The sequence below is a fragment of the Kumtagia ephedrae genome (assembly GCF_003012745.1).
Taxonomy (GTDB): Bacteria; Pseudomonadota; Alphaproteobacteria; order Rhizobiales; family Rhizobiaceae; genus Kumtagia; species Kumtagia ephedrae.
In genome coordinates, this window is the sequence record NZ_PXYK01000005.1 from 87,127 (window position 1) to 113,034 (window position 25,908).

Annotated in this window: 15 protein-coding genes; 2 read left to right on the forward strand and 13 right to left on the reverse strand. The window is 67.1% G+C overall.

All coding sequences use genetic code 11. The annotated features are described in order from the left end of the window. Positions 1–45: 45 nt before the first annotated feature. The gene (locus tag C7I84_RS06555) at positions 46–459 is read left to right on the forward strand and encodes a hypothetical protein (RefSeq protein ID WP_106771358.1); all 414 of its coding nucleotides are present in this window, start codon (positions 46–48) and stop codon (positions 457–459) included. Between the two features lie 13 nt (positions 460–472). Here the strand turns inward: C7I84_RS06555 and C7I84_RS06560 are convergent, their stop codons facing one another. The 9 genes from C7I84_RS06560 to C7I84_RS06600 form a co-directional block, all read right to left on the reverse strand. After that, the gene (locus C7I84_RS06560; protein WP_106771529.1) at positions 473–1,486 is read right to left on the reverse strand and encodes a TRAP transporter substrate-binding protein; all 1,014 of its coding nucleotides are present in this window, start codon (positions 1,484–1,486) and stop codon (positions 473–475) included. Between the two features lie 20 nt (positions 1,487–1,506). Then, positions 1,507–2,778, reverse strand: coding sequence for a TRAP transporter large permease (locus C7I84_RS06565; RefSeq protein ID WP_106771359.1), 1,272 nt, complete (start codon positions 2,776–2,778; stop codon positions 1,507–1,509). Then, the gene (locus tag C7I84_RS06570) at positions 2,775–3,323 is read right to left on the reverse strand and encodes a TRAP transporter small permease (RefSeq protein ID WP_106771360.1); all 549 of its coding nucleotides are present in this window, start codon (positions 3,321–3,323) and stop codon (positions 2,775–2,777) included. Before C7I84_RS06570 ends, C7I84_RS06565 begins: the two co-directional genes overlap by 4 nt. A 3-nt stretch (positions 3,324–3,326) precedes the next feature. After that, complete coding sequence (gene fhmpcd1 / locus C7I84_RS06575) at positions 3,327–4,256, reverse strand: 5-formyl-3-hydroxy-2-methylpyridine 4-carboxylate 5-dehydrogenase (RefSeq protein ID WP_106771361.1); 930 nt, start codon at positions 4,254–4,256, stop codon at positions 3,327–3,329. A 2-nt stretch (positions 4,257–4,258) separates the two neighbouring features. Next, on the reverse strand, positions 4,259–4,885 hold the full coding sequence (locus tag C7I84_RS06580; RefSeq protein WP_106771362.1) for a glutathione S-transferase family protein: 627 nt from the start codon (positions 4,883–4,885) through the stop codon (positions 4,259–4,261). 33 nt (positions 4,886–4,918) lie between these two features. Then, a complete protein-coding gene (locus tag C7I84_RS06585) occupies positions 4,919–5,329 on the reverse strand; it encodes a RidA family protein (protein WP_106771363.1) in 411 nt (136 codons plus the stop codon). Between the two features lie 11 nt (positions 5,330–5,340). Then, positions 5,341–6,468 carry an LVIVD repeat-containing protein gene (locus C7I84_RS06590; RefSeq protein WP_106771364.1) on the reverse strand — a complete coding sequence of 376 codons (1,128 nt, stop codon included), beginning with the start codon at positions 6,466–6,468 and terminating at the stop codon, positions 5,341–5,343. 75 nt (positions 6,469–6,543) lie between these two features. Then, a complete protein-coding gene (locus tag C7I84_RS06595) occupies positions 6,544–7,695 on the reverse strand; it encodes a cupin domain-containing protein (RefSeq protein WP_106771365.1) in 1,152 nt (383 codons plus the stop codon). Between the two features lie 264 nt (positions 7,696–7,959). Further along, positions 7,960–9,573 carry a GMC family oxidoreductase gene (locus tag C7I84_RS06600; RefSeq protein ID WP_106771366.1) on the reverse strand — a complete coding sequence of 538 codons (1,614 nt, stop codon included), beginning with the start codon at positions 9,571–9,573 and terminating at the stop codon, positions 7,960–7,962. 228 nt (positions 9,574–9,801) lie between these two features. Here C7I84_RS06600 and C7I84_RS06605 point away from each other — a divergent pair, with 228 nt between their 5' ends. Next, entirely contained in the window at positions 9,802–10,473 is a 672-nt protein-coding gene (locus C7I84_RS06605) for a FadR/GntR family transcriptional regulator (RefSeq protein ID WP_106771530.1), read from the forward strand. Between the two features lie 51 nt (positions 10,474–10,524). Here C7I84_RS06605 and C7I84_RS06610 read toward each other — a convergent pair whose 3' ends face one another. The 4 genes from C7I84_RS06610 to C7I84_RS06625 are packed head-to-tail and all read right to left on the reverse strand — an operon-like array spanning position 10,525 to position 25,706. Then, a complete protein-coding gene (locus C7I84_RS06610) occupies positions 10,525–11,235 on the reverse strand; it encodes a hypothetical protein (protein ID WP_106771367.1) in 711 nt (236 codons plus the stop codon). 48 nt (positions 11,236–11,283) lie between these two features. Next, on the reverse strand, positions 11,284–13,404 hold the full coding sequence (locus C7I84_RS06615) for a S8 family serine peptidase (RefSeq protein WP_106771368.1): 2,121 nt from the start codon (positions 13,402–13,404) through the stop codon (positions 11,284–11,286). A 12-nt stretch (positions 13,405–13,416) separates the two neighbouring features. Continuing rightward, complete coding sequence (locus tag C7I84_RS06620; protein WP_106771369.1) at positions 13,417–23,295, reverse strand: hypothetical protein; 9,879 nt, start codon at positions 23,293–23,295, stop codon at positions 13,417–13,419. After that, complete coding sequence (locus C7I84_RS06625; RefSeq protein WP_106771370.1) at positions 23,289–25,706, reverse strand: OmpA family protein; 2,418 nt, start codon at positions 25,704–25,706, stop codon at positions 23,289–23,291. The genes C7I84_RS06620 and C7I84_RS06625 overlap by 7 nt, the downstream gene beginning before the upstream one ends. Between the last annotated feature and the right edge of the window lie 202 nt (positions 25,707–25,908).

The window sequence follows — 25,908 nt, forward strand, 5'->3', positions numbered from 1 at the left end:
GCGATTTAGAGTTGTCCGACTTTCTACTCCAAGTTCAGGAAATCCATGTTCCGCCTCGCCCTCGCAGTTTCCGTCGCCCTCGCCTCGTCCGCCTCCGCCGTCGAACTGCGGCCGATCGCGGTCAGGACCGGCACGGAGGGCCTGACGCGGCTGCCGCTGACGGTGACCAATGCCGACCGGGAGGCGATCGCCTGCCACGCCGAGGTCGCCCACTGGTATTCGCTGGAGCTCGCCACGGTGGCGCCCGGCGCGTCGGCCGAGATCGAGCTGTGGCGCGATCCGGCCACCGGAACGCTCGCGGCCCTCAACGACAAGCGCGAGAACCTGCCGGTCGAGCGGCTGTGGTGCGGCGAGGTCGGGCGCGCATATATGACGCGGGCGCAGATCGTGCTGGACACGGCCGCCGCCGAGCCGCACGTCGCCTGCCGCGCCGGCAGCGAGCGCATCGTCTGCGACTGAGGTCGGGCGGCGCTCACTGTGCCGCCTTCGCGTCGACGAGCGCCTTCAGCCGCTCGTACTCGGCCTTCACGCTCGGATCGGCCTCGACCAGCGTCGCGGCCAGCCCCTGGAACTCGCTCTCCATCCTGGCCTGGTCCTCGGCCGACAGCTCGTTGACCACGCCGCCATTGTCGGCCCAGACCTTGTAGGTCCTCTGGACGTTGTCGACGCCCCATTGGAAGACCGACGTCTCGGCGGCCCGGCCGGCCTCGACGATCGCCTTCCGGACCTCCTCGCTCTGCGCCTGGAACCAGTCCTCGTTGACGACGGTGACGGAGACGATCTCGGCGAAGCGCAGGTCGGTGATGTTCTTGCCGACGTCGTAATACTTGAACGCGGTGAGGATCGGCATGCCGACCAGCATGCCGTCTAGCCCGCCGGATTCGAGCTGAGGGATGACCTCGGTCAGCGCCAGCGGCAGCGGCGTCGCCCCCACCAGCTCCATCGGCTTGATCTGCATCGGCGAGGCGAAGGTGCGGATCTTCAGGCCCTTCAGCCCGTCCAGCGTCGTCACCGGCTTCATGGTGAAGACCACCGTCGGGCTGTTGTAGATCGCGCCGACGACACGCAGCCCCTTGTCCAGGAACATCTCCTCCAGATGCGCGCGGTACTCGGGGTCGTGGACGGCGTTGTCGACGTCCTGCGGCGTCTTGAACAGGCCCGGCACGTCGAAGGCCTGGAAGCGCGGATCGACGTTGGTCATGAAGGAGGTCGGCGTGGTGAAGGCCTCGATCGTGCCGAGCAGCACGCCTTCCGCCATGCGCGGGATCGAGCCGAGCTGGCTCGCCGGATAGATCTCGGTCTTCACCGCATCGCCGACCCGGCTCTTCAGCTCCTCGGCGAAAACCTTCTGCCATTCGTGCTGGACGTCGTTGATGGTGGCGGAGGCGAGCTTCATCGTGCTCTGCGCCGCCGCCGGCAGCGATGCCATGCAGGCCAGGCCGATCGCGGTGCCGAGGGCGGCGGCTTTCAGGAGTGTGCGCAGCATCGGGTTCCCCTTGTTCTTGTTCACAGCGATCGCCCGAGCGCCAGCGAGATCGCCGGCACATAGGTGATGATGACGAGCGCGGCGATTTGCACCGCCACGAAGGGCAGCACGCCGCGATAGAGCGAATGGGCGGGCAGGCCGGTGACCGACTGCGCCACGAAGATGTTGAGCCCGAAGGGCGGCGTGAACATGCCGATCGCCAGATTGACCGTCATGACGATGCCGAAATGGATCGGGTCGATGCCGAGCGAAATGGCGATCGGCGCCAGCAGCGGCGCGAACACCAGGATCGCCGAGGTCGGGTCGAGGAAGCAGCCTATGACCAGCAGCACCAGGTTGACGGCGAGCAGGAAGCTGAAGGTCGACATCTCCAGCGCCTCGATCCAGGCGACGATCGCCTGCGGCACGCCCTGCGTGGTGAGCACCCAGGTGACGACGCCGGCGGTCGCCACGATCACCAGGATCTGCGCCGACAGCAGCGCCGAATTGCCGGCGGCGCGCACGATGTCGGCCCAGCCCATCGTCCGGTAGACGAAGCGCGCCACCAGGATGGCGTACAGGCAGGCGAAGCCGCCGGCCTCGGTCGGCGAGAACCAGCCATTATAGATGCCGCCGAGCACGAAGACGGGCATCAGCAGCGCCGCGAAGGCGTCATTGGTCGCCCGCCAGGCGACCGCCGGATCGAAGCGGCCGACCACCGGGATCTTCAGCACGATCGCCACGATGACGATGAAGATCGACATCAGCGCGGCGATCAGCAGGCCGGGCAGGATGCCCGCGATGAACAGCCGCGGGATCGACTGCTCGGCCGCCAGCCCGTACAGGATCATGGCGATCGAGGGCGGGATGACGATGTCGATGGCGCCGCTGGAGGCGAGCAGCCCGGCCGAGCGCTCCTTGCCGTAGCCGGCGCTTTCGAGCTTCGGATAGAGCGTCTTGCCGAGCGCGGCCACCGCCGCAACGCTGGAGCCGGAGATGGCGCCTATGACGGCCGAGGCGCCGACCGTCGAGACGCCGAGACTGCCCGGCAGCCGGCCGACCAGCGTCAGCACCCAGGTGATCAGCCGCGCGGCGATGCCGCTGGTGCCCATCAGCTCGCCGGCGAAGATGAAGAACGGGATGGCGAGCAGCGCATAATTGTCGAGCCCGCCGAACATCACCTGGTGCAGCGCCAGCGGCGGCGTCGGCAGCACGAACAGGAAGGTCACCGCGACGGCGGCGAGGAACACCAGGAAGACCGGCGTGCCGAGCGCCAGCAGGACGATGGGCAGAGCCGCGAGGGAGGCGATCATGATGCACGCTCCCCTTCAGGTCCGTTGCGGGCGAGCGCATCGAGGTCGCGGACGAGCAGGACCCCAGCGACGATAGCGAGCCCGGCAAAACCCGCGACCAGCGCCGCATGCGGCACGGTCATAGGGATGCCCAGGCCCATGCTTGTCGTGCCGAGCCTCGCGATCCTGACAAGGAACAGGTAGGACGCATAGGTCGCGTAGGCGCAGGCGAACAGCGCGGCTGCGTCGTGGATGGCGTTGAGCAGGTGCCGCCAGCGGCCGGTGGCATAGGACGGCAGCAGGTTGACGCTGATGTGCTCGCGCCTGGCCAGCGCCAGCACCGCGCCGGCCATCACCATCCACACGACGGTATAGACCATGAGCTCGTCGGCTCCGGTCATCGACATGCCGAAGAGGTAGCGGCCGGTCGCGTTGAAGACATTGACGGCGACGACGAACAGCAGCGCGATGCCGAGGACGGTGTGCAGGGCACCGCCGGCGGCGCGTGCAACCTGCCAAGCCTCCCGATGATCAGTCCGACGTGCCTCCCTCACAGCCGGTCGCATCGCTCACTCCCGGCCTTCTAGAATTCGGCGGATGGCGACGAGCTTGCCGGCGCGCTCCTTCTGCAGCGCGGCTATCCTTTCGGGCGTGTAGCTGAACATTCCCTCGCCCGACTTGATGCCGAGCTTGCCCGCCGCCGCCTTCTCCAGCACCAGCGGCGAGATGTCGGCGCGGTTGGAGAGATCCGCGTTGAGGAAGGAGGAGACGGACTTGTAGATGTCGAGGCCGGCCATATCGAGCAGCGCCATCGGCCCGATGGCGGCGATCTTGTATCCGATGCCCCAGGAGACGCAGGTGTCGAGGTCCTCGGCGTCGATGACGCCGCGCTCGACGAGATCGACCGCCTCGCGCAGTAGCGCATAGAGCACGCGGTTCTCGACGAAGCCCGGCACGTCCTTCTTCACCACCACCGGCAGCAGGCCGATCGAGCGGATCAGGTCGCGTATGGCGGCGACCGTCTCCGGCGCGGTCCGTTCGCCGCCGATCACCTCGATCATCGGGATGATGTGCGGCGGGTTGGACCAGTGCATGCCGACCATGCGCTCGGGGTGGGAGATATGCGCCTGCAACTTCGTGATCGGGATTCCCGACGTGTCGGAGGCCACGATCACCTCCGGCCCCACCAGCGGATCGATGGCGCGGTAGGTCTCGGCCTTGACGTCGATGTTTTCCGGCACGTTCTCGATCACCAGATCGGCGCCCTTCACCGCCTCGGCGATCGAGGCGGCGAAACGCACGCCGCCCTCGCCCGAGGAAGGGACAGCGATGCCCAGCCGGTCGAGCACGTCGCCCGCGACCGGCAGCATTCCCCTGGCGCGCTCGACCGCCGCCTCGGAGACGTCATAGGCGCAGACCGACAGCCCGCCGCGCGACAGCCGCGCGGCGATGCCCGGTCCCATCGTCCCCAGGCCGATCAGAGCGACGCGCCGAATCATCGTCAGGCCGCCTTGGGCGCTGCCGGCGCGGCGCCGGTGGCGACCTTGAAGGCCGGCCGCCCGGCGATCGCCGCTACCCAGCGCTCAAGATTCGGCAAAGCGGGCCGCTCGATCTTGAAGTCGATGCAACGCTTCAGGATCGGGGCGCAGGCGATGTCGGCGATGGTGAGCTTGCCGAGCGCCAGGAAATCCTTGCCGGCAAGGTGCCCGTCGACGATCTTGAGTTGGGCGACGAGGTCCTTGACCTGCTCCTTGTAGTCGGCGGTCTGCTCCTCCGGGGTGAGCTTCGCGCCCTTGAAGGCGGCGAGATAGCCCGGGTTCACGGCGGCGAGCAGGAAATCCATCCAGCGCTCGACCTCGGTCTTTTCCGCCGCGGTCGCGCCCGTCAGATGCGCGCCCTCGGTGTTCGCCAGGTAGCGCAGGATGGTGTTGGATTCCCAGATCACCGTGTCGCCGTCGACCAGCGTCGGCACCTTGGAGGTCGGGTTGAGCGCCTTGTATTCGGCCGTCTGCGTGTTCTCGAACTGGCGGCCGTAGTCCTGCCGGTCGTAGCCGGCACCCAGCTCTTCCAGCATGAAGATGACCTTTTGGACGTTGCCGGAGGTCTGGCGCCCCAGAAGCTTGTACATGCCTTGCGTCTCCTCGAATGCGTTGCGGTTCGATCAGGATTTCGCCGCCGGCAGCGGCTTGTAGACGATCGCGTCCATCTCGATCTTGGTGTTGATGACGGCGCGCGCCTCGACGGTGGTGCGGGCGAGCACCGCATCGCCGATCGCCGCGGTGAAGGCCTTGTTGTAGCGGCCGAAGTCGCGCACATCCTGGAGGTAGGTGGTGATGCGCACGACATCGGAGAGCGTCGCGCCCTCATGCGCGATGATACGCTCGATGGTCTTCAGCGTCGCCACCGTCTCTTCCTCGATGGTGCCGTCGATCATGTCGTTGTTCTCGTCCTTCGGCACCTGGCCGGAGACGAAGATGTAGTCGCCAGCGCGCACCGCTGGGTGGAAGGGCAGGTTCGGGTTCTTGTTGCCGATCGCGTAATGCGTTGCCGATTTCCTGGCGCTGTCCGACACGCGGCCCTCCCTCAGAACACGCTGGTTTCGATGATGTCGACGCCGCGGATGCGGTCGATCAGATAGAGGATGCCGCGCTCGTCGATGGTGACGTCGTTGGACGAGGCGCGCTCGGCGCCGGCCGGCGCGTCGGGAAGGAAGTGGCCCACCTCCTTCGGCGCGAACGGGTCGGCGATGTCGACCAGGCGCAGCCCCTGCGCGAACCAGGCGAACGGGATGATCGTACCGCTGAAGCGCTCCGACGGCTGGTGGCAGCCGGTCATCGGCGGCTGCGGCGCGCCGTCCGGGTCGATGCCCGGAACCTGGAAGGTCGAGATCGGCAGCGGGTTGGTTTCGTCGGTGATGTCGTAGATCCAGGTGAAGGCCGGCGCGTGCGGGCGCAGCTTGGCCACGTCCTCGTCGGCCACCACCATGATGTTGCGGCCCTTCAGCGGCTGCGGGATCGGCAGGCAGGTGTGCGTCGGGTGCGGGAAGGCCGGGCTGGAATTCAGATGACCGACCAGCTTCGGCCGGCTCATGTCCGAGATGTCGAGGATGAACAGGCCGTGGTGCCAGTAGCTGACATAGAGCCGGTCGCCCATGCGCAGCGGATGGTGGCAGCGCGGCGTGACGTAGTCGTGCCAGGGATATTCCTCGCCGCCGCCGGTCCACTGGCCGGGGATCCACCAGCGCCCCACTTCGACCGGGTTCGCTGGATCGACGAGGTCGAGGATCATGACGATATTGCCGACATAGCCGTCCGCCGTCGGCGAGATGTAGGCGTAGCGGCCGTCATAGTCGTAGCGGTGCACGCCCTTGCCGCCGGTCAGCCATTTCGAGATCAGCCTCGGCTCTTCCGGCCGCGACGTGTCGTAGATGGCGAGGCCGCCGCCGAAATCGGCGGGGCCTTCGCTGCCGAAGCGCTCGTGGTTGATGATCATCAGCCCGTCCTTGGCGCGCACCTTGTGCGAGTGCCAGCCCGGTGGGACGTCGATCGTCGTGATCTTCCGCGGATTGCGCGGATCGGAAATGTCGACCAGCGTCGTGCCGCTAGGCGGACGCATGTGGCCGATATAGAGGATGTTGCCGTCCACCCAGACCTGCCCGCCGCCGGGGCAGTCGATATGGCCGATATGCTTGGTGTTGACTGCGGAAACCAAAACGACACCCCTGCTGCCCGGACTCGAACGAAAAGCCTGCGCGCCGGGCGGGCGGCGCGCGCAGGTTTTTGGCGGTCAGGCGAAGCGCAGCAGGTCGCCGGCGGCGTTGCGGCCCCAGCGCTTGTAGAGAAGCAGCGCCTTTTGGGTGGGCGCGTCGGTGGCGCCGAAGAAGATCACCGGCTCGGTCGAGGAGCCGTTGACGTGCTCGACCCAGCAGCCGCCGGGCACGGCGAGCGTGTCGAACTGGTTCCAGTCGTAGCGCTTGCCGTCGATGATCGAATGGCCGCTGCCGCGGAACGGCGCCAGCAGCAGGCTGGCCGTCTCGCGCTGCGGCAGGGTCTTCTCGCCCGGGCGCAGCATCTGCACGTAGAAATTGATGGTGCGGAACACCGGGCCGCCGGTGGTCGGGTCGACATAGTCGACGACGATGCCCTCATGCGGGTCGCCGTCCCAGTCCTTGTGGCGGTCGAGCACCTCCTGCATCTTCTCCCAGCGATAGACATACATGGGAGACGACAGCCCGCCGCCGCGCTTGTGGTCGACGAAGCGCGGCATCAGCCCGCCCTCGCCGTAGATGCGCTGCGAATAGTCGCCGGGATAGCGCGCCGTCTGGACTTTCTTGGCGACTTCCTTGCCGTTCTCGATCTCGGTGTATTTGTGGTCGAAATGCACGGCATGCAGCGTCTCGACCAGCGGCAGGTCGAGCACCGACAGGTTGACCGCCTGCTCGCCGCCGACGGTACCGTGGTTGTGCCAGGCGTCGTTCGGGGTAAGCACCATGTCGCCGGGGCCGAACACCACGTCCTCGCCCTCGACGCCGGTGAAGTTGCCCTGCCCGGTCAGGCCGAAGCGGATGGCGCTCGGCGAATGCTTGTGCGGCGGCATGATCTCGTCGGGATCGTTCAGACGGTAGGCCGTGTACATGGTGCTGACAGAGGCGCGCTTCGGCGCCAGCCCCGGATTGACCAGGATGAGCGAGCGGCGCTCGCTGTCGTCCATGGTGACGAGCTCGGCGGCGCGCTGCAGCAGCGGCTCTATGTCCTTGTAGGCCCACACGAACGGGACGGCCTTCGCCGACCCCATCAGCTGCTTGATCTCGTCGTGGTCGATGTTGTCGGACTGCGCCCAGAACGGGAACATGTTCCTGGAATAGAGGTCGTCGTAGAGCGACTTCAGCGCCGCCTGCTTGTTGCTGACGATCTGGCTAGCCGGAGGCATGGCGCTCATGTCGAGGTCTCCCATTTTTATCGTTCAACCAACTCAACCGTAACACCATGGTTGCAACCGTCAAGCGCTGAATCGGCCTTTCGGTTGGCAATCGGAAAATTGTGATCGGCCCGCGCCGATCCTCCATGCACAATTGCTATGCATCTGATTATCAATGGATTTTTGTTTGTTGCAAAAAGCGACATGGAGCGCGCCCGGCTTTCCGGCCCGACCAAGCCCATGAAACCAGTGGTATTTGGTTGAGACGCCGGCCGTCGCGCCCCGTCAGCCGCGTCCCGCGCCCTGGCGGATCAGGTCGGACGCCTTCTCGGCGATCATGATCACCGCGGCATTGATGTTGCCGCCGGGGAGGTCCGGCATGACCGAGGCGTCGACCACGCGCAGGCCCGCGACGCCGCGTAGCCGCAGCTGCGGATCGACCACCGAGCCGGCGTCCGCTCCCATCCGGCAGGTGCCGGCCGGGTGATGCACGGTGATGGAGGTGCGGCGGATGTGCTCGTCGATCTCCTCATCGCTCTCGCACGCGTTGCCCGGGAAGAATTCCGCAGCCACGAAGGGCTGCATGGCCGGCTGCGCGGCGAGGTTCCTGGCGATGCGGAAACCGGCGCGCAGCGATTCCCAATCGCGCGGCGACGACAGGAAGTTCTGGTGGATGAGCGGCGCGGCCTCCGGATCGGCGGACGCGAGCGCCACATGCCCGCGGCTTTCCGGCTGGACGGCGACGATGCGTGTGGCGAAGCCGTCGGCGAAGGGTTTTTTGAACGGCGGGAAATACGGCCAGGCGGCCAGCGGCGCGGCGGTGAACAGCAGCTGCACGTCCGGCAGCGGCCGGTCGGGCCCGCTCCTGAGGAACGCCACGACGCCGCCCGGCACGTCGGCGGCAAAACCCTTTCCGGTGAGATAGGTCCTGGCAAAATCCAGCCCGATCCTGTCGGCCCGCATCATGCGGAAGAACGGCCCGGGCACGCGGCGGCGGTACATCAGGATGACCGAGACGTGGTCCTGCAGGTTCTTGCCGACCTCCGGCGCGTCGATTTTCTGCTCGATCCCGTGCGCCGCAAGCTCACCGCCGTCGCCGATGCCCGACAGCATCAGCAGCTGCGGCGAGTTGATCACCCCGCCCGCGAGCAGCACCTCGCGCCGCGCCAGAACCTCGTGCGTCGTACCGCCCCGGCTGTAGCGGACGCCGGTCGCGCGCCCCTCGCCAAGCAGGACTTTCGACGCCATCGCCCCGGTCAGCACGGTGAGGTTCTTGCGGCTGAGCGCCGGCCGCAGATAGGCCGTGGCGGCCGAGCAGCGGCGGCCCTGCCGGATCGTCATCTGCAGCCGGCCAAAGCCCTCCTGGACCTCGCCGTTGTAATCCTCCGTCTGCGGATAGCCCGCCTCGCGGCTGGCCCCGGCGAAGGCCTCGATGAGCTCGTCCCTGTATTTGCAGAACTGCGTCGTCAGCGGCCCGTCGCCGCCCCGCAACGCGCCGCCGCCCCTCTCCCAGCTTTCCTGCTTGCGGAAATAGGGCAGCACCTTGTCGAACGACCAGTCGGCGAGCCCGCCGGCCGCCCAGCGGTCGTAGTCGCCGCGGTTGCCGCGCACATAGGCCATGGCGTTGGTCGAGGAGGAGCCGCCGATCACCTTTCCGCGCGCGCATTCGACCTTGCGGCCGCCGACATTGGCCTCCGGCTCGCAGAAATACATCCAGTCGTGGCGGCGCTCGGTCAGGATCTTGCCCCAGCCGAGCGGAACGTGGATCATCGGGTCGCGGTCCCAGTCGCCGGCCTCGAGCAGCAGCACGCTGACGCCGGGATCCTCGCTCAGCCGGGCGGCCAGCACGCAGCCCGCCGAGCCGGCGCCGACGATGACGTAGTCGTAGGCTTCGCTCATACCGCCCCATCCTTGAAAAGCCGTCGCGGCAACCGACATGACGGCGCGAAGCAGGCCAACCACGACACTCAACCACTGCCCAACCGAAGTTGTCAACCGGCAGGGAATCTTGTATTTTGGTTGAACTGGTTGATCATTCACGATCGCAGGCGATGGTTGTATGGTTCGGCCGGGTAGAGTTTCGGGTCGGCAATCCGGCGCAAATCAACCGAGGGTTTTCGATTGACCATGTTGGCCACACGCACGGCGCTCGGCAGTGTCGAGGAGATCGTCGACGCCGTCCGGGAGTACCGCAAGGACGGCGAGAAGCTGCCTTCCGAGCGGGACCTCGCCGAGATCCTCAACGTCAAGCGCCACCAGCTGCGCAAGGCACTGGACATCCTGCGCCGCTCCGGCGACCTGCAGCAGACGCGCGTGCGCCGCGCGCCGACGGCGTCGCCGCGCTACAGCGAGGAGCTGGTGCGGCTGACCAACCCGCTGGAAGTGCTGGAGATGCGGCTGGTGATGGAGCCGGGGCTCGCCCGGCTGGCGTCGCTGCGCGCCTCGCCGCTGGAGATCGCCCGCATCACCGAGACGGCGACGACGCCCGCCGACGCATCGTCCGGCGAGGTCGACCTGTCGTTCCACCTCGCCGTCGCCGGCGCGGCGCGCAACCACCTCGCGGTGGAGTTCTACCGGATGCTGCGCCAGGTCGGCGTCGACGCCCGCGTCAGCATCGTCCAGGTCTCGGCGCCGACCTGCCCGAAGCGCATCGCCAAGCGCGACACCGAGCACCGGCTGATCGCCGAGGCGATCGCCCGGCGCGATCCGGAGGCGGCGGAGGCGGCCATGCGCGCGCATCTGCTGGCCGTGCAGGAGCGCATCAACGAACGCTGGAACGCCGGCGCCTTCGCGGCGTGAGGCCGTGGCCCGGCAGCGGAACGCTCGGCTGCCGATGACGTCATTGCGCAGCTATTTCGCCGGCGTCTTGTTGGGCGCCTTCATCGCGAGATAGCCGGCATGGCTGATGCCGATGAGGGTAACCAGCGACGTCGACAGCAGCGGAAAGGAAATGAGCGCCTCCGTTCCCGGCGCGGCCCCGGCCGGCGGCGGCTGTGGCGCGAAGTTCCAAGCCCACAGGACGAAGCCATAGCCGACCGCCGCCGCCAGGGTGAAGACGAACATCTGTACCTTGGAGATGTCGACATAGGTGTAGTCGACAACCTCCTCGCCGAGGAAGATGTCGGAGAATTTCGGCCCTTGCGGCGTGCCGGCCTGTCCGGCCGCCTTGTCCTGGGCGGCAACCGGATTGACCTGCAGCAGTCCGCGGCGGGGTATCCCCGTCAGAGTCTCCTTGGACTTCGCCGGATCCGGCTCGGTTGCGGCCTTGTTGCTCTTGATAATCAGGGCTCCGCCGGCTGAAGCCAGGCTGATGCCGAGCAGGGCAAGGATCTCGTTCGTCAGCACGATGTTCATGGTGCCGTTCTTGATACCGACGGCGGCGAACAGCGGCACGATCAGCGTCGTCCACAGAACCAGCTGGAATTGCGACAGGCTGGCCTTGTTGCGGCTGTCGATGAGAATGCCCCACCACCGCCTGGAGCTCGTCTTGTATCCGAGCATGGCAATGAAGAAGAGGTATATGGCGAGAATGACCAGCCAGTACCAAACCAGGTCTTTCATGGTGCTCCCCCTTTTTTGTGACTGAACGGGACGGCTCCGAACCCGCCTTCAATACGGGCAGGACTTGTCCTCGTATTTCGTCTCCCGCGCCCCGGCGTAGCGGACCTCGAGCTCCAGCTTCTGTCCGTATTTCGCCAGGCGCTCGAAGAAGTCCGTTTCTTCCGCATCGTCGTTGATCTCGATGCAGCCGGCCGAACCGGTAGCGCTGCCGCCATGCACATACATGCCGCTGCGGATGACCTTGAAGCAGGTCTTCATCCGGTCCACCGTCGCCTGGTACGGTTCGATGCGCACGCGGAAGGAGCCCCAGGCATCCGATGACGCGAGCTTTTCGATGTTGGCGGGATCGATGGCGTATTTGCCCTGCGGCGTCGGTCCGAGATCCTTCTCCGACTCCCTGGCACTCTCGTCGGCCGGCCCGGAGAAGCATGTGTAGCTCTTGCTCTTGGCGCCGTGCCAGGTCAGCTTATAGCCGTCGAAGGTGAGCCGGTCGCCGCCGAGCACCTGCGAGCCGTTGCCGTCGCGGTCGACCGGATCGGCGATCACCACGTCGCTGCCGGACAGCCGTGGAGGCGCTTGCAGCGGTTTCGACGATTTGCGGTTCTTCGCTGCCCTGCCGCTACTCGCCGCTTCGCTGTGGCCCGCCGGAAGCGTATTGCCCGTCGGCTTTGCCGCATAGGCCGCCGTCTCCGCCTTGGAGAGCGCTGCTGCGATGTTGAGCAGGCCACCACCAAGCTTGCCTGCATAGACCGGGTTGAGCTTTTCGACCGGGGTCGCATTGTCGCGCAACAGCCGGACCACTTCCGCCACCGTCGTCTTGGGGCGGGCCGAGCAGATCAGCGCGGCGGCAGCCGTCACATGCGGGGCCGCCATCGAGGTCCCCTGCAGATAGGCATAGGATTGGCCGGGCACGGTCGAATAGATGCCGACGCCCGGCGCCGCGATGTCGACGCGCGAGCCGTAGTTGGAAAAGCTGGCCCGCCGGCCACTGGAATCGAGCGCGGCGACGGCGATGAGACCGGGATAGCTCGCCGGATAGTGGCTGTTCTTGTCCATGTCGCTGTCGTCGTTGCCCGCGGCAGCGACAACCACCACGCCGGCCTTGATGGCGTCGGCGATCGCCTTCCGGATGCTGGTCACGTCGCCGGCGGTTTTCCAGCTCATATTGAGCACGTAGCGCTTGCCCGGATTGGTCCGCGCCGCCTGCGCGACGAAATTGATGGCGTCGGCGCGCCGCTGGTAGTCGGCGGTGCTGCCCATCAGCTCCACCTGCAGCGGCATCAGCCGGCAGCCGGGGGCGAGACCGATCATGCCGCCGCCGTTTTCCGCCGCCGCCGCGGTGCCGCAGACATGCGTGCCGTGCCCGTCGGGATCGGTTGTATCGCCTGCCGCCGGATAGACGAAATTCCAGCTTTCCCCGGCGGGCCGGGCGAGCAGGCTGGGCGCGATGTCGGCATGGGTCATGTCGCAGCCGGTGTCGAGGACGCAGATGACGACGTCCGGGCTTCCCCTGGTGATCTTCCAGGCGGCCAACGCCTTGACGTCGATCTCCTTTGTCCCGGCGACGCCATCGACCGTCTGGCCTGTGTTGTGCAGACCCCAAAGATATTGCAGTTCGACCAGATCGGCGCCGCCGCCGCTCTGGAGACGGTCGTCGGTCGAGAACTCGCTGGGTTCGACAAACTCCACGTCGTCGCGACCGGACACCATGCGCATGGTCTGGAACAGGGCATAACCCTCCGGCACCGCGACCATATAGAAGCCGGGCGTCCGAAACCGCTGGTTGATCGCAAGGTCCATCTTGGCCAGCACGGCTTCCGCCTTGGCCGGCGCGACGCCGGGCGCGAACTGCACCGCGAATTCGTCGGGCACGACGAGCCGTTCGTTGCCGTCGCCGTCCTTCAGCGCGGGAAGCGTGTTGAGAGGCGCCGCGCCGCCCGCCGCCGTGGCGACTTCCAACGTATCCTTGGGATCGGCAACCTCGACCACGCGGTAGCCGCGGGATGCGTCGACCCGCGGGCTATGCGCCTTCTCCTTCAGGATGGATGCGGTGTCCTTCTCGGTAAAGCTGTAGACATACCGGTTGGGCACAGGCTCGAAGCTGACCTGCTTGCCGGAGGTCTTGTCGGTGTAGAAGAATTCCTTCTCGTCGGCGGTCCTGTTCTTCATCTGCCTTCTCCCCTACTGGAAATCGAACCGGCAGCGCCGCAACCTCAGGATGCGGCGATCCTTGTGTCCGCCCTCCCCGTCGCCGGTCGCGAAGACGCGCGCGTCGGCGATGACGCAGCCGATCGGCCGACCGCCGCGCTTGGCGGGATGCTGCTTCAGGAACCAGTCGTGGATCGCCCCTGCGAGGTCTTTGGCCACGCTGACGGTATCGGCGTGCGTGATCCCGCTGCGCACCGCGATCACCGGACCGCCCTCCTCGCCCGAGGCATCCGGCGCGCCGCCTGCCGTGAAAAGCCCGGTCTCGTATTCGAACAGCACATCGGCGCTGCACGCCGGCGCGGAACCGCCGCTCGGCTTCAGCAGGCCGTCGAAGAAAGTTTCCAGCGCTTTCTGAATGCTCTCGATGCCACCGATCGGGTCGAATTTCCCTCCCGTCACGGTGGTCGCGACGTCCAACGCCGGCACCGTCGGCTCGCCCGAGCCGATGGTCGGCAGCCGGTAGACGAAGCGCTTCTGCAGCGGCTCCGAATGTCCGGTTCCGTCACCGTCCTTGAAATCGATCCGCGCGTTGCGGGTCAGGCTGAGCTCCGTCCTCGCCGAGGCAAGGTCGATGATGTCGAGCCCGCGTGTCTCCAGCCGCCTGAACTTCGGCTCCTTGCCGATCTCGGCGCCAACCAAGGGCCTGGGGGCGGCGCTCGAGTCCTTGATGAAAACCAGGGGAGCGGCATCGTCGTCGCGCACCCCATAGGCGACGGCGCCGCTGACCAGTTTGATGTCGCTGCCTTCGACCTTGACCGCACCGTCATGCTCGATCTCGCGCAGCGTGATCCGGTCGTGCGGGCCGCCCGCAGGGGCGTCCAGTTTCTCCGGCCCGGCAAGCGGCTGCAACAGCCTGTCCCAGGCGCGGCGGGCGACCCAGGCATAGGCGTCGTGGTCGCCGGCCGCGATTTTTGCGATCTCGTTCTCGCTCTCGAGCACGAAACGGACAAGCCGCGTCGCCAGATCTTCCGTCTCCGCGTCGAGCGCCTGGCTTTCGCCGCGTGTCGCGTAGTGCACCTCGACGGTCAGGCGGTCGGTCGCCTTGCCCTCCCAGGCAAAGTCGCGCCGCGACGTCCACTTGCGCGCCGCCGCGAGGTTCGTCGCGGGATCATCGGTGTCGGCATACGCGTCCCGACCGAAACCCTCGTTCTCCAGGATCGGCAGGCGCGGAAGGCTGCGCAGCGGACTGGGGATGGTCGCGCCGTCGCGCGGCAGGGGGATCGACGCCCAAGACGGCGCTCCCGCCACGGCATCCGGGTCATGCAGCCGCAGCCATGCGGTCTTGCGATAGTGGACGATGCCCTTCGAGGCCTCGGGATTCGGCAGCCGCTGCACATGCGTCAGGTCGAGACGTTCGGGCGGGGCATAGTGGTCCCGCGGATTGCCTTGTCCCGGCTCCGGCATGGCTTCGCACAGCAGGACGAGATCGCGGGACACCTGCCCGCCGTCCGGGGGAAGCGGAAGATTATAGACGGCGATCCGGATGCCTTTCTCCGAATGGACGGCGACGCCGTGCCCCACCCGGTTGGCCAGCGGAACCTCATGGGCCCGCCGGTCGAAATAGGCGAGCAGGCTGGTGATCTTGTAGTGGCTGCGCAGGTCGCGCTTCAGCGCATCGGCAACGGCTTCGACGATCCGATCGCGCCGTTCCTTGGCCATCCCCTCGTAGCGCGCGACATCCCGGTCGAACGCGACCGCGAGCCTTTCGGCAAGACTCCCGGCCAGCCCCTCCTTGGCATCCAGAAGCTGCTTGATGGCCTCGCGCGTCTGCGTCCGTTTGCCTGCGTCGGCGGCGTTGAGCAGCGGCACGGTGATGGCCGGCGAGAGCAGCCGTTCGAGCAGCGCAAGCGCCTCGCGGCCATAGGCGTCGGCATCGGCATCACGGATCTCGCGCCGGCGCTCGCTGCCGTCGGGTGCCTTCAGATCGGTGAACGAACGGCTGTAGGCCTCGGTCTTGAGCGGCGGCAAAGCGAGCGCGACCGGCGGTTCCTCGCCATAGAGCGATCCGTCGGCAAGCCCGTCGAAATAGCCGCTCCGGATCAGCCACAAGGCCTTTTCCGTCACGCCCGCCGTTTCGCCGTAACCGCTCGCAATACGATGGTCGGTCGCGATGGCCGCCAGCGCCTTGATCAGATCCTCCGCATCGCCATGGCCGAGATCCCGCTCCGTCGGCTTCAGCTCTTCGGCCTTGAGGGCCTTCCCGCGCAGGTTCGGCGAGACGGCCTCGACCACCTTGCAGATGTCCGAGAGCCCGGCATTCGCCGCGGCTTCGGCCCCGTCATCGGTGAGTTCCTTCGGATAGAGCCCGGGATTGTCGGCGGGCACCGGCCGCTCGATCGCCACGCTCACCTGGAACTCTGCGAAGTCCAGACCGGACGACGCGCCATCGAAGACAACCGGGATCACGAGGCCATGGTCCTGGCCGTCGATCCAGGCCTTCAGGCTCTCGCGCAGCTCGCGTCGTGTTTTTTCGCCGCTGGCGGCGCCGATATCCGCTGCGAGCTTGTCGAGGTTGTCCGCGGTCCCGTCGAGATGGCGCCGGACAGGTGTTTTGTCCAACGGCACGGCATTGCCCAGCGTCGAGTTCAGGCTGACGGCAACCCGCGCATCGCCGAGCTGCGCCGCCGCGCGCCGCAGCATCGCGACGCAGCGGCCGAGTTCGTCGCGCATCGCCGTCGCCCATTGCGCCGGCACCGGCTCCCCGTCGGGAAGATCGAGGCCGTCGAGGCGGAGAAGCGGTTCGTAGTCGCTGCGCAGGCCGAGCTTCAGGCCGCGCGGCTTGGTATCCGGCCAGTAGGCCATCTTCACATAAGGCAAGCCGGTCAGGCCGAGCAGCCGGTCGTTGTAGACCAGGTCGATGCCGGTATCGGCGAACGGCTCGCGCCAGCCATTGCCGTAGATGTCGCGCCAGGCGGCCTTGACCCGCATGCTGCCGCCGACCAGGTCGTAGACCTCGGTCGCTTCCAGCCCGGCGATCTTCCGAACCGGCACCGAGACGCGATAGACGTAGTCGCCCTCGGCGACGGCGATCGGCTTTCCCGCGTCGTCCAGCTCGGGAAAGTCCGGACCGGTCGGGACGGACTGGTCGAGATATTGCGGCGTTCCAAAGGGTTTTCCCGCGGCGTCGCGGACCTCGATCTCCAGCGCCAGGTTGGAGAAGCGCTGGCCGAGCTCGTCCTCGACGCTGTCCGATGCCGCCTTGTCGGTACGGCGGATCACCAGCGGCACCACGCCGGGCTCGTGCAGCGGGTCGGCCGTATCGCCGGCTCCGGTCGCGAGCACCGATCCGGGGCGGAAATCGGCCGGCGACAGCAGGGCATTGGCGAAAGGCAGACCGCTGTCGAGATCGGCAAGCGCGATCACCACGCGCAGCCAGCCACCGCCGGACAGCGGCTTCTGCCCGCCCGCCGCCGGCTCGAACAACGGACGCAGCTCCGCGGCAGCCCCCTTGTAGGTCAGATGATAGCCGCCGGTGTTGACGATCGCCGCCTGCCGCAGCAACTGCACGAACGCAAGCGGATCGCTGGTGTCCGCGACCGGCTCGATGCGCTCCTCCGCCGCGGCCGCCTCGCTGTCCGGCTTTGGCTCGACCGAGAGGTTGGACTGCACGACGGTCGGGATCGCGCCGTCCTGCACCCCTACCGCGACGAGTTCTCCGGTTTCCGGGTCGTGCCGGTAGAGGCCGATCCATTCGATGCCGGGCGGTGCGCTCATGCCGCCGTCGATGGCCGGAGCGAAGGGGTCGATGAGATTGCGCAGCGGCTCGGGTATCGCCCTGATCTCGAAGGCATCGGCGACGGCCTCGGGCGCTGCCGCGACGTCGGTCCGCTCCGGGGGCCGGCGCAGGCCGACATCGATGACGATCGCCGGGCGCAGGCGATCGCGCTCTTCCTGCGTCAGCGCGGCGAAGTCGCGCTTTTGCGGGTCCGCCGGATCGGCCCCGAACAGCAGCGGCGCGGCCGCTGTCGAAACCACGGTGCGGGCTTCGTTTCCGAACGCCCAGAGCCGGAGTTCGTCCGCCTCATGGTTCAGCCTGCTCGCCGCCGCATGGCTGCCGAGCGCGACGTAGCGGCGGCGCCTTTTCGACAGCGCGCCAAGCTCGACGCTGCCGGGCAGCGCGAGGGACGCGGCGGTGGCGAGGACGGTTTCGGCGGTGCCGTCCAGGACCTCGACGGCGATGTCCTCCGGCGCTTCCAGCCAGCCGTCATAGGTTCCGGCCGGCACCTCGAAGCGCAAGGCGTCGCCGACCGGCACCTGCTGGCCGGCGAGCCGCAGCATCGCATGGAAGAAGCGCTTGTCGGGATCGACCGCCGGTCCGCTGTCGCGGCCGAGCGGCTCGAGCCAGGCAGGCAATGTGGCGGCGTCCGCATGGGCGGGATGCGGCAGCCGCTGGCCGTAGGTAAAGAAGCGGCCGGTGGAGACGGCCACCTCCGCCGCGACGCTCGGCAGGTCGCGGTCGCTCGCCGCATCCTTGCGCGCCACCAGCGCGGCAAGCAGATCGGCCACCGGCTGCGTTTGCGCGCCCTTGGCCTCGGCCAGCGCCGCCAGCCGCTGCACGGCGGCGCGCATGATCATCGCCGCCCATTCCTCGAACAGCGCCGACACCAGCGACTGGCCCTCTGCCGCAAGCATGTCCTTGCCGGCCGTCGCCTGCGACCGGCTGAGCATGAAGCGCTCGAACGCCGCCGCGAGCTCCTGGCGATAGCGGTCGTCGACGAAACGGTAGTCGGCGAGCCGGATGTCCTCGATCTGCTCCTCGTCGCCGCCCTCACCCGGCCGGATGCGGCGGATCAGCATCGCGTCCGGCATCGGCAGGACGACGCCCTTGACCGGTGCGCCTTCCTGCGGCTCGTCGCCCGGCTTCAAGGCTAGAACCGCACCGGCGAAGCCGGCCCGCAGGAAGGCGGCGATCTCGGCATAGCCAGGCTTGCCGGCTCGCGGATCGGCCAGCCGGCGGGCGAGGCCGCGCAGCTGCTCCGCCGTCACCGTGCCCGTCCGCAGCGTCGCCGGCCGCAGGTCGTCGATGCCGGCGCACAGCGCCCAGGCCGTCAGCCCCTCGACCAGCCGCTCGACCGGCGACGGCGCCGCGCCCTCGCCGAGTTCCGCCGCCATCAGGAATACCGCATGCGCCTCATGCCCCGCCGCGCCGGGCGCGACCGTCACGTCCGGCTGGATGGCCACTTCCAGTGCGATCCTGCCGGGCAGCTCCGCCCACTGTTGCGGCGAGGGGATGAGGCTCCAGTCCAAAACCTCGCGCAGCGCACCCGGCTCCCCGGCAATCGCAAGGCCCTCGGCGACCCGGTAATATTCCTGGTTCTCCGTCCGTCCGAGCCGCTGCGAGAAGCGCACCGTGGTGTCGAAGCTGAAGGAGATGGCGATCTCGATGCTCGAGCCGAATATCTTGATCCGGCCGACGACCACCCGCACCGACACGCGCACGCCGACCTCGTAATAGAGTTCGGTCGCCTTGTCGGTCTCCAGCTCGAAGCCGACCTCGACATAGAGCTGGACGAAAACGCCCGCCTTGACGATGCCGAAATCGACATAGCCGTAGAGCTCGCCCATGACGCCGACCGCGCCGTGGACGACGATATAGGTGCCCTTCGCCTTCGTCGGCTTGTTGTCGGGATTGTAGAGCCGCCCGAAGCCGCCCTCGAGATAGCCGTAGACGGTGAGCGACAGCCCGGCGTTGAGGATGCCCTGCGCCAGGGTGACGCCGAGGCCGACCCGCATGCCCATGCCGATCTCGGTGACCGGATCGTAGCGGAAGATCTCGGAATCGGGGTTGCCTTCAAGGTTCCCATCATCCCGGAGATAGGTGGGCCGGGACGGCAGCAGCCTGGCGGCCGCGCCCGAGACACGGCGGTAGTAGATGCCGCCCGCCCCGACAAAGGGAAAGATCGACAGCGCGAACGACCGCGAAAAATCCTTGTTGGCGGGATAGCCGAGGTCGATTCCCCAATTGCCGTCGGTGAAGATCTCGACGCCGATATAGGGCAGCGTGATGCCGGCCGCGCCGAACTGCCAGTTCCGCAGCTCCGGCGGCAGCACGATCTCGGCTGAATAGACGCCGAGGTTTTCGGTGAGCTTGCGGTAGAGGATGTCGACCGAGAACAGGCTCTGCTCCGAGCCTTCGCTCAGCTTCACGTCGAGCAGGACGCCGGCGAGGTCGGGATCGCGCAGCGCGAAGCCGAGCTCGATGAAGCGGTAGATCATGGCATGGAAGCCGATGGTCCAGCCGCGATCGGGATCGAACGTGACCTCGGGGATCTTGAAGGGTTTGCCCTCCTCCTCCGTCACCCCGCCGGCCAGCCGGGCGAGCTCCGCGACCACGTCGCGCGTCTTCAGCATCGTCCCGGGCAGCTTTCGCAGCGGATCGACCCGCTGCCCGAGCGTCAGCACCCTGAGGTCGATTATCGCGTCGCCCGGTTCCCGCTGATAGGCGAGGAACCAGCCGACGCCGTCCGAGCCGCCCAGCTTCTCCGGATCGACGAACAGGAAGATGTTGGCGTTGTCCTCCTCCGGCGGCAGCGGGTGGCCGAGCACCACCAGGCGGGCGTTGACGCCGCGGAAGCCGTAATAGGTCCCGCCGGTCTTCTCCGACTTGAGCGTCACCACCTCGTAGCGTTCGCAGGTGAACTGGAGAAAGCCCTCCAGGCCGATGTCGAGATCCTTGCCGTTGCCGCCGGCGAAGCGGAAGCCGAGATCCCAGTTGACGTTGTTGGCACCGTCCAGGCCGAAAGCGAAGGCGAGCTCCATCTTGAACTTGGACAGCGCCGAGGCGAAGGAGCCCAGCGAGCCGAGATCGAGATCGAACTTGAGGAAGAAGGGCGAGGCGCCGCCGGTGCCCTTGCCCAGCCCGAAATAGCCGAGCTTGGGCAGCGACACGGCGTCTCCCAGCCAGCCGAAGCCGCTGAACTTGATCGGCAGCGACCCGAAGAAGCCGCGCACGCCGTCCTTCAGCTCCGACATGTCGAAGTCGAAGATCAGCGCGCCGGGCGAGAAGCGGAATTTCGGCAGGCCGACCCTGCCGGACTCCGGAACCAGGAAGCGCAGGTCGAGCGACAGGCCGGAGAACGTGCTGCGCTTGATGTCGAGGAAATCGAAGGCACCGGTCCCGCCGGCGAGTTTCTTGAATTCCATCGACCCGTCGATCAGGAATTTCGAGGTGACCAGATCCTCGGTGCCTAGCTTGGCGACCTCGCTGACATAGGAGACCCGCGTGATCGTCGCCTTGTCGATCAGCGGAAAACGCTGCGGCATCTCGATCGCGAAGATCGTGTCGGTGAAGAAATCGTAGGTCTCGAAAGTGTTGCCGTCGACCATGCGCCGCTGCCAGCGGCCCTTGAGCAGGATCGTCTTGTCGGCCTTTTCCTCGTTGGTCGCGGGATCGCGCAGCGTGATCCCGGTGTCGTGGAAAAAGGCGCCGACCGTCAGTTTCAGCTGGCAGAAGAAGCTCTGCAGCGCGCCGTTGTCGAAGCCGACGCGAAGCTGGTCTACCTTCATGCCGAACGAGCCGTCGTCCGATCCGTTCGGCGCCTGTTTGGGGCCGTCGAAGTCGTCGGGCTTCAACGTCGTGTCGTAGTCGACCGCCTTCTCGCCCGCGCTGTAGTCGATCGCCGCGAAGGGCTTGCTCAGATTGCCGGCGCCCTCAAGCCGGCGCACCGGCACGGCGAAGTGATGGGCCTTCAGCCGTGCCGTGTCGATGCCGCCGAGCAGCCCCTTGACCTGCGTCGGCAGCACGCCCAGCGACAGCGGCACGTCCAGCACCAGCACGCCGGTCCATGACGGGTCGGCGATCGCCGCCAGGAACGGTCGGTAGATCGGGTCGCCGCTCTTTTCCGCAGACTCCAGCGCGGCGATGAACTCCTTTTCGGCATATTCTGCCGGGCTGTCACCAGTCAGAGAGCGCAGATAGGCCGTGCCCGACCAGAGCTGCGGCTTGCCGATCAGGTCCTTGATCGAAAGCCCCTCGAACCCCTTGACAATCAGCAGGGGCAGCACGGGCGTGCCGTCCTTTGCTTCCTGAGCGGACTTCCAGAGATCGCGAAAATCGAAGCGGAATCCCCAGTCGGACAGCCGCAGCGTGCCCTTGATCAGAAAATCCCGTTCCGGCGACGGCTCCGCTCCCCCGCCCGGGCAGTTGACGACGAGAAAAAGCTGGTTGCGGATCAGCGCGTTGACGATCGGGCCGGCGATCGGGCCACCTTCCCGATCGGTGATCGTCAGTTCCGCCGCCTCGACCCCTCCCGTCGTTCGCGCCAGGACGATCTTGGTTATACCATCCGCGTCTTCGACCACTTCGAAGCCGAGCGGGGTCGTGCTCGGTGCAGGAGCGGCCGCGGCGTCGGACCGCGAAGCGAGGTCCAGCAGCCTGCGGCGCTGGCCCGACAGCAGCGCAGACAGCGAGGCTTCGGCCGGTGCGTCCGTCTTGTCCGACAGCGTGTCGTCGCTCGTAGGTCTCGGCAGTACCGGTACATAACCGTCGGGCTTGTTCGAAAGACCTGCCTGCCTCCGCTCCAGGCGGAAGGGATCGTGTCTGAGCTCAGCGGCGCTGGCGTCGGCTGCCTCGCCGGCGACGAGGCGGCGGAGGTCGCGCGCCTCGGAGACTACGGCCCCCGCCGTGTTCCGTCGCGACAGCTTCGCCCACGAGGTCTGGTCCGACGTGCCATTTTCGGCAATCAGGATGTCCTCGTCGGTGGTCGCCGCCGCATCGCCCGCGATCTCCTTGAAATGTGCGGCGCCGCGGCGGAACGACATCATCAGCGGCGCATCGCCGGCGGCTTCCGAGCGCGGCGCTTCGAGATATTCGTGCTGCGTGTCGGCGACGACGATGCCGAAGCCGTCGTCCGGAAACGCCGCGGCCTGGTCGTCGTCGTCCGCCAGCGCGACGTCGAAGTCGCCTTCCAGCAGCAGGTTGATCCTGGAGAACTGGACGGCGCCCGCTTCCGTTTCGCGTGCGCGGCGCCGGACATAGGCGAACCGCGGCGGCATGGCGGCTTCGGCCGTACTGGACGTCAGCAGCACCTTGTGGCCGTGCGTGGTCCGGAATCCCGACACCAGCGTCTGGCCCGCTGCCGGACGGAAGAAAGTGCGCTCGGGGTTGAGCGCGTCCAGCGGATCGAAGGCCACGTCCAGCGCCACCGCAGCCGCGCCGCCAGGCCCCGCGCCGAGGATGAGCGGCCTGCGCTCGCTGCGGAACTGGTAGAACTTCTTCCCCGTCCCGTCGGCCTTGAGCTTGCCGCGCTTGGTGAAGTCCGAGACGAAGTCGTTGCCGACCAGGTTTTCCGGGCTGACGCCGGTTCCTCCGACAAAGGCGCCGGCCAGCGGCCCCAGGATCGGCATGCGCAAGCCGTCCAGCACGAGATCGCCGCTGCCATGGACGAGCGTATGACCACCGGCCGGGTTCGAAGGCACGAAAACGAGATTGTCGCCGGCGACCTCGAGCCCGCAATTGGCCAGCGACAGCGTGAAGGCCGCCTTCAACGTCACGCCTAGGCTGGATGGCTCCAGATATTTTCCGAGCAGGATTGGTATCTCCCCCTCCGCCACGATCGTTTCGGCGACGAAGTCGGAACGGGCGGAGTGAAAGAACTGAAAGACGACACGCCTGTCGGAGGAGGCTTCCTCCCTGGCGGCTTGAAGGGCGCTTTCGTAGCGGGCGAGATCGATATCGGTTGGGATACCGCCGGTCCAGACGACGAAGAAGCCCATACGGGCCGACGCCGCATCCAGTTCCAGGGGCGGCGCGGCATCCTCTTGTTCCGGCAGGAAGGCCAGTCCGGCCGCTCCTGGATTTGTGGGATCGGGGAGGTAGAGGGCAAAGGAGGCATGCTTCGCGAGCGTCACCATTCGAATTCGCTCCCGGCAAGGGCTGGCAATCCGAGAAGCCGGCAGTCACGGCCATCAACGAGCGCTGGAACTGGCAGCGAAGCCCCCAAAGCTCTTATGAGAACGGGATTTGCGAGGCGGCTCGTATCAGGAAAGGAAGGAAGACCCGAACCGGCCGCATCGTTCGCAAAGCAAGGTTCCAGATCGCCGGACAGCATGAGTGCACCGACACGCGTGTCGATCGGCACGTGCCGATCCTGCCGCTTGCTCCGCACCGGCAGGAGGAGCGTGGGGACAACGTTCTGCCGCATGAAGCCGCAAAGCACCCCGACCTGCGACCTTGCGCCCTCGCAAGCCGGCCGAGGATGATCAACCGGCCCTGCGAGCTGTGCGTCGGGCACATAGTTCTTGTAAAAATCGACAAGGAGGCCCGCGTTTTCGGCCGCCAGCAAGATCGCGTCTTTCTCGGAATTCGCCGCGTCGTCCTTGCGATCGATGAAGTCGATCTCCTTCATATCCAGCGTTTTCCGGCCGGGCCGGGCCCCCGGCAAAAAGACGTTTACGAGGCGGCCACGAAGAAACCGCTCCAGCGCATAGGGGCTTGCGAGATTGTAGAGGCCGTTCTTCTCGTCCGGCGGAACCGGAAGCTCGTTCTCGTCCTCGACCTTTGACCCTCCGACCGACATGCCCTGCACGGTCGGGTTGAGCGACACTGCGAGATAACCCTGGTGTCCCGAGGCAGGCCAGGAAGGACCGCTCTGGTCCGCGATGTTGCGCCACACGGCGAGAGGTGCGGCGTAGAGGTCGTATACCGCCGAGGTGCCGGCCAGGGCCATCGTGTACAGTTGTTCGGAAGGTGCCTCTCGTTGCAGGCCCAACCGCCCCGCATCGATTCTCAGCTTGAGCCCCGGCCGCAGCCCGAACATGCGCGTCGGCCGGTTGAAGTCGTGCGCATGCGCCAGCAGTCCGTCGAAATCGCGCGGCAGGTTTTCGAGCGCGGTTTCGCCGGCGCCTCGAACGAAAGCCGCCGCCTTGCTCCTCTCGGCCTCGACACCGGACTCCGCGTTCTTACCGGCCTGCTGCGGCAGGCATTTCGCCAGCGCGGACCAGAAATCGGTGGTCCCCGTTTCGGTGAGCAGCAGCCCGGACAGAAGCTCGTCGATGCGGAGGCGGACGCGCCAGTATTCCGGAACCCCGTAGCCCGCCGCCCGCCGCCTGATTTCCGCGGGTGTCTTTCCGGCACCGGCCTTCGCCGATCCTTCGCCGTCCGTGCCCTCGATGACCGCCAGCGTTTCGGCAGGCGGCGGTGTTCCGGCGGAAGAGACGACGAGCACCGGCCCGACCGTGCCCGTCGCCAGTTCCAGCAGCAGGCGAGCCCGGTTCGGCCTGCCCTGGTTGCGGGTGACCGCAGGCACGACGCGCAGGCGGATGGCGAGGTTGGCTTCGTCGAAGCGCTTTGGGTTCGACGCGGAGCCCGGCTTCGGCGGCCAGGCGGCACTCGGCTCCAGCGCCGATGCCGATTTCCCGGCATATTGCGACCACGCCGTTTCCGGAAAGGCGCCGGCGAGCGCCAGGCAGGCCGCCTCGCCGCTGTCGTGGAGCACGATCCGCACCGGCTGCAGCGGTGCGTTGCCGGCGGGGAAGTAGCGCATGCGCGGCTCGAACCTGAGCAGCCGGGCGAAGTCCATGTCCGCCGCAGGGCCGAGCGCCATCGCTTTCGCGATCAGGTCGATACGCGGGCCGGCCATGCTCGTACCTGAAAAGCGGATCTCCAGCCGCCGGTCGTTGCGCACACGCACGACCTTGTCCCTGGCGATTTCGCCCTTGCCTGCGGCAAGAGCCCCGCATGTCGAAGCTCCGCCCGGGGCAGGTGCCGCACCCGCGACATCCTCGACGCCGCACCACCAGGGATCGGCGCCGCCGCGTCCCTCTACGGCGATGGCGGGAGCCCAGCCGAGCCTGGCCTTGACCAGGCGCGAGAACGCCTGGGCGGCGGCATGGCCGCGCTCGTAGGACAGCCGGTAATTGCGCTCCGCATTGCCGGTCGCGTCGGCATGGCCGATGAAGCGGAATCCGGCGCTCGCGGCGGCCGTCCCGCTCGACCGGGAGGTGCTGGCGGCCGCGGCGAAGAGGTCGGCAAGCAGCCGCAGGCAGGTCGTCTCATGCGTCGCCAGTCGTTCTTCCCCGACCGGAAAGGTCAGCTTCGGGTCGCCGGAGAAATAGCCGTTGAGCTCTGCGAGCGAGACAAAGAAGGAATCGACGGAGCTGAAGTCGAACCGTTCGTCCTTCTGAGCTGCCCCGCCCTTGCCGGCTTCCGGTGCCGGGTTCCCGAGTTCCGCCGCCAGACGGACGGTGGCGGGACAAAGCTCTTTCGCGCTGGATGCGGCGGGCGCCTCGGATCCAGCAAAGCAAAACGCCAGCGCGAACAGCATTCGCACCAAGCAGCGCACGGAAACACCCCCACCCATCTTTGCTTGCTTGCAGAGACGTTAACGAACTCTCGCAAAAGTTGCAACAATAAAATCTACAACTTTAAAGAGATATACTTTGCGCAAGAGATCGGCCGGCCGGACAAACCCACGGGAGGAGTATCCAGCCCGCTTTGTCGACGACGATGCAGCCGCGGCTGCGGCC

Excerpts from the sequence above, each read along its gene's own strand:
- C7I84_RS06600 (WP_106771366.1), bottom strand. The coding sequence starts at position 9,573 with ATGAGCGAAGCCTACGACTACGTCATCGTCGGCGCCGGCTCGGCGGGC.
- C7I84_RS06565 (WP_106771359.1), bottom strand. The coding sequence starts at position 2,778 with ATGATCGCCTCCCTCGCGGCTCTGCCCATCGTCCTGCTGGCGCTCGGC.
- C7I84_RS06570 (WP_106771360.1), bottom strand. The coding sequence starts at position 3,323 with ATGCGACCGGCTGTGAGGGAGGCACGTCGGACTGATCATCGGGAGGCT.
- C7I84_RS06615 (WP_106771368.1), bottom strand. The coding sequence starts at position 13,404 with ATGAAGAACAGGACCGCCGACGAGAAGGAATTCTTCTACACCGACAAG.
- C7I84_RS06625 (WP_106771370.1), bottom strand. The coding sequence starts at position 25,706 with ATGCTGTTCGCGCTGGCGTTTTGCTTTGCTGGATCCGAGGCGCCCGCC.
- C7I84_RS06610 (WP_106771367.1), bottom strand. The coding sequence starts at position 11,235 with ATGAAAGACCTGGTTTGGTACTGGCTGGTCATTCTCGCCATATACCTC.
- C7I84_RS06605 (WP_106771530.1), top strand. The coding sequence starts at position 9,802 with ATGTTGGCCACACGCACGGCGCTCGGCAGTGTCGAGGAGATCGTCGAC.
- fhmpcd1 (WP_106771361.1), bottom strand. The coding sequence starts at position 4,256 with ATGATTCGGCGCGTCGCTCTGATCGGCCTGGGGACGATGGGACCGGGC.
- C7I84_RS06555 (WP_106771358.1), top strand. The coding sequence starts at position 46 with ATGTTCCGCCTCGCCCTCGCAGTTTCCGTCGCCCTCGCCTCGTCCGCC.
- C7I84_RS06595 (WP_106771365.1), bottom strand. The coding sequence starts at position 7,695 with ATGAGCGCCATGCCTCCGGCTAGCCAGATCGTCAGCAACAAGCAGGCG.
- C7I84_RS06560 (WP_106771529.1), bottom strand. The coding sequence starts at position 1,486 with ATGCTGCGCACACTCCTGAAAGCCGCCGCCCTCGGCACCGCGATCGGC.
- C7I84_RS06620 (WP_106771369.1), bottom strand. The coding sequence starts at position 23,295 with ATGGTGACGCTCGCGAAGCATGCCTCCTTTGCCCTCTACCTCCCCGAT.
- C7I84_RS06580 (WP_106771362.1), bottom strand. The coding sequence starts at position 4,885 with ATGTACAAGCTTCTGGGGCGCCAGACCTCCGGCAACGTCCAAAAGGTC.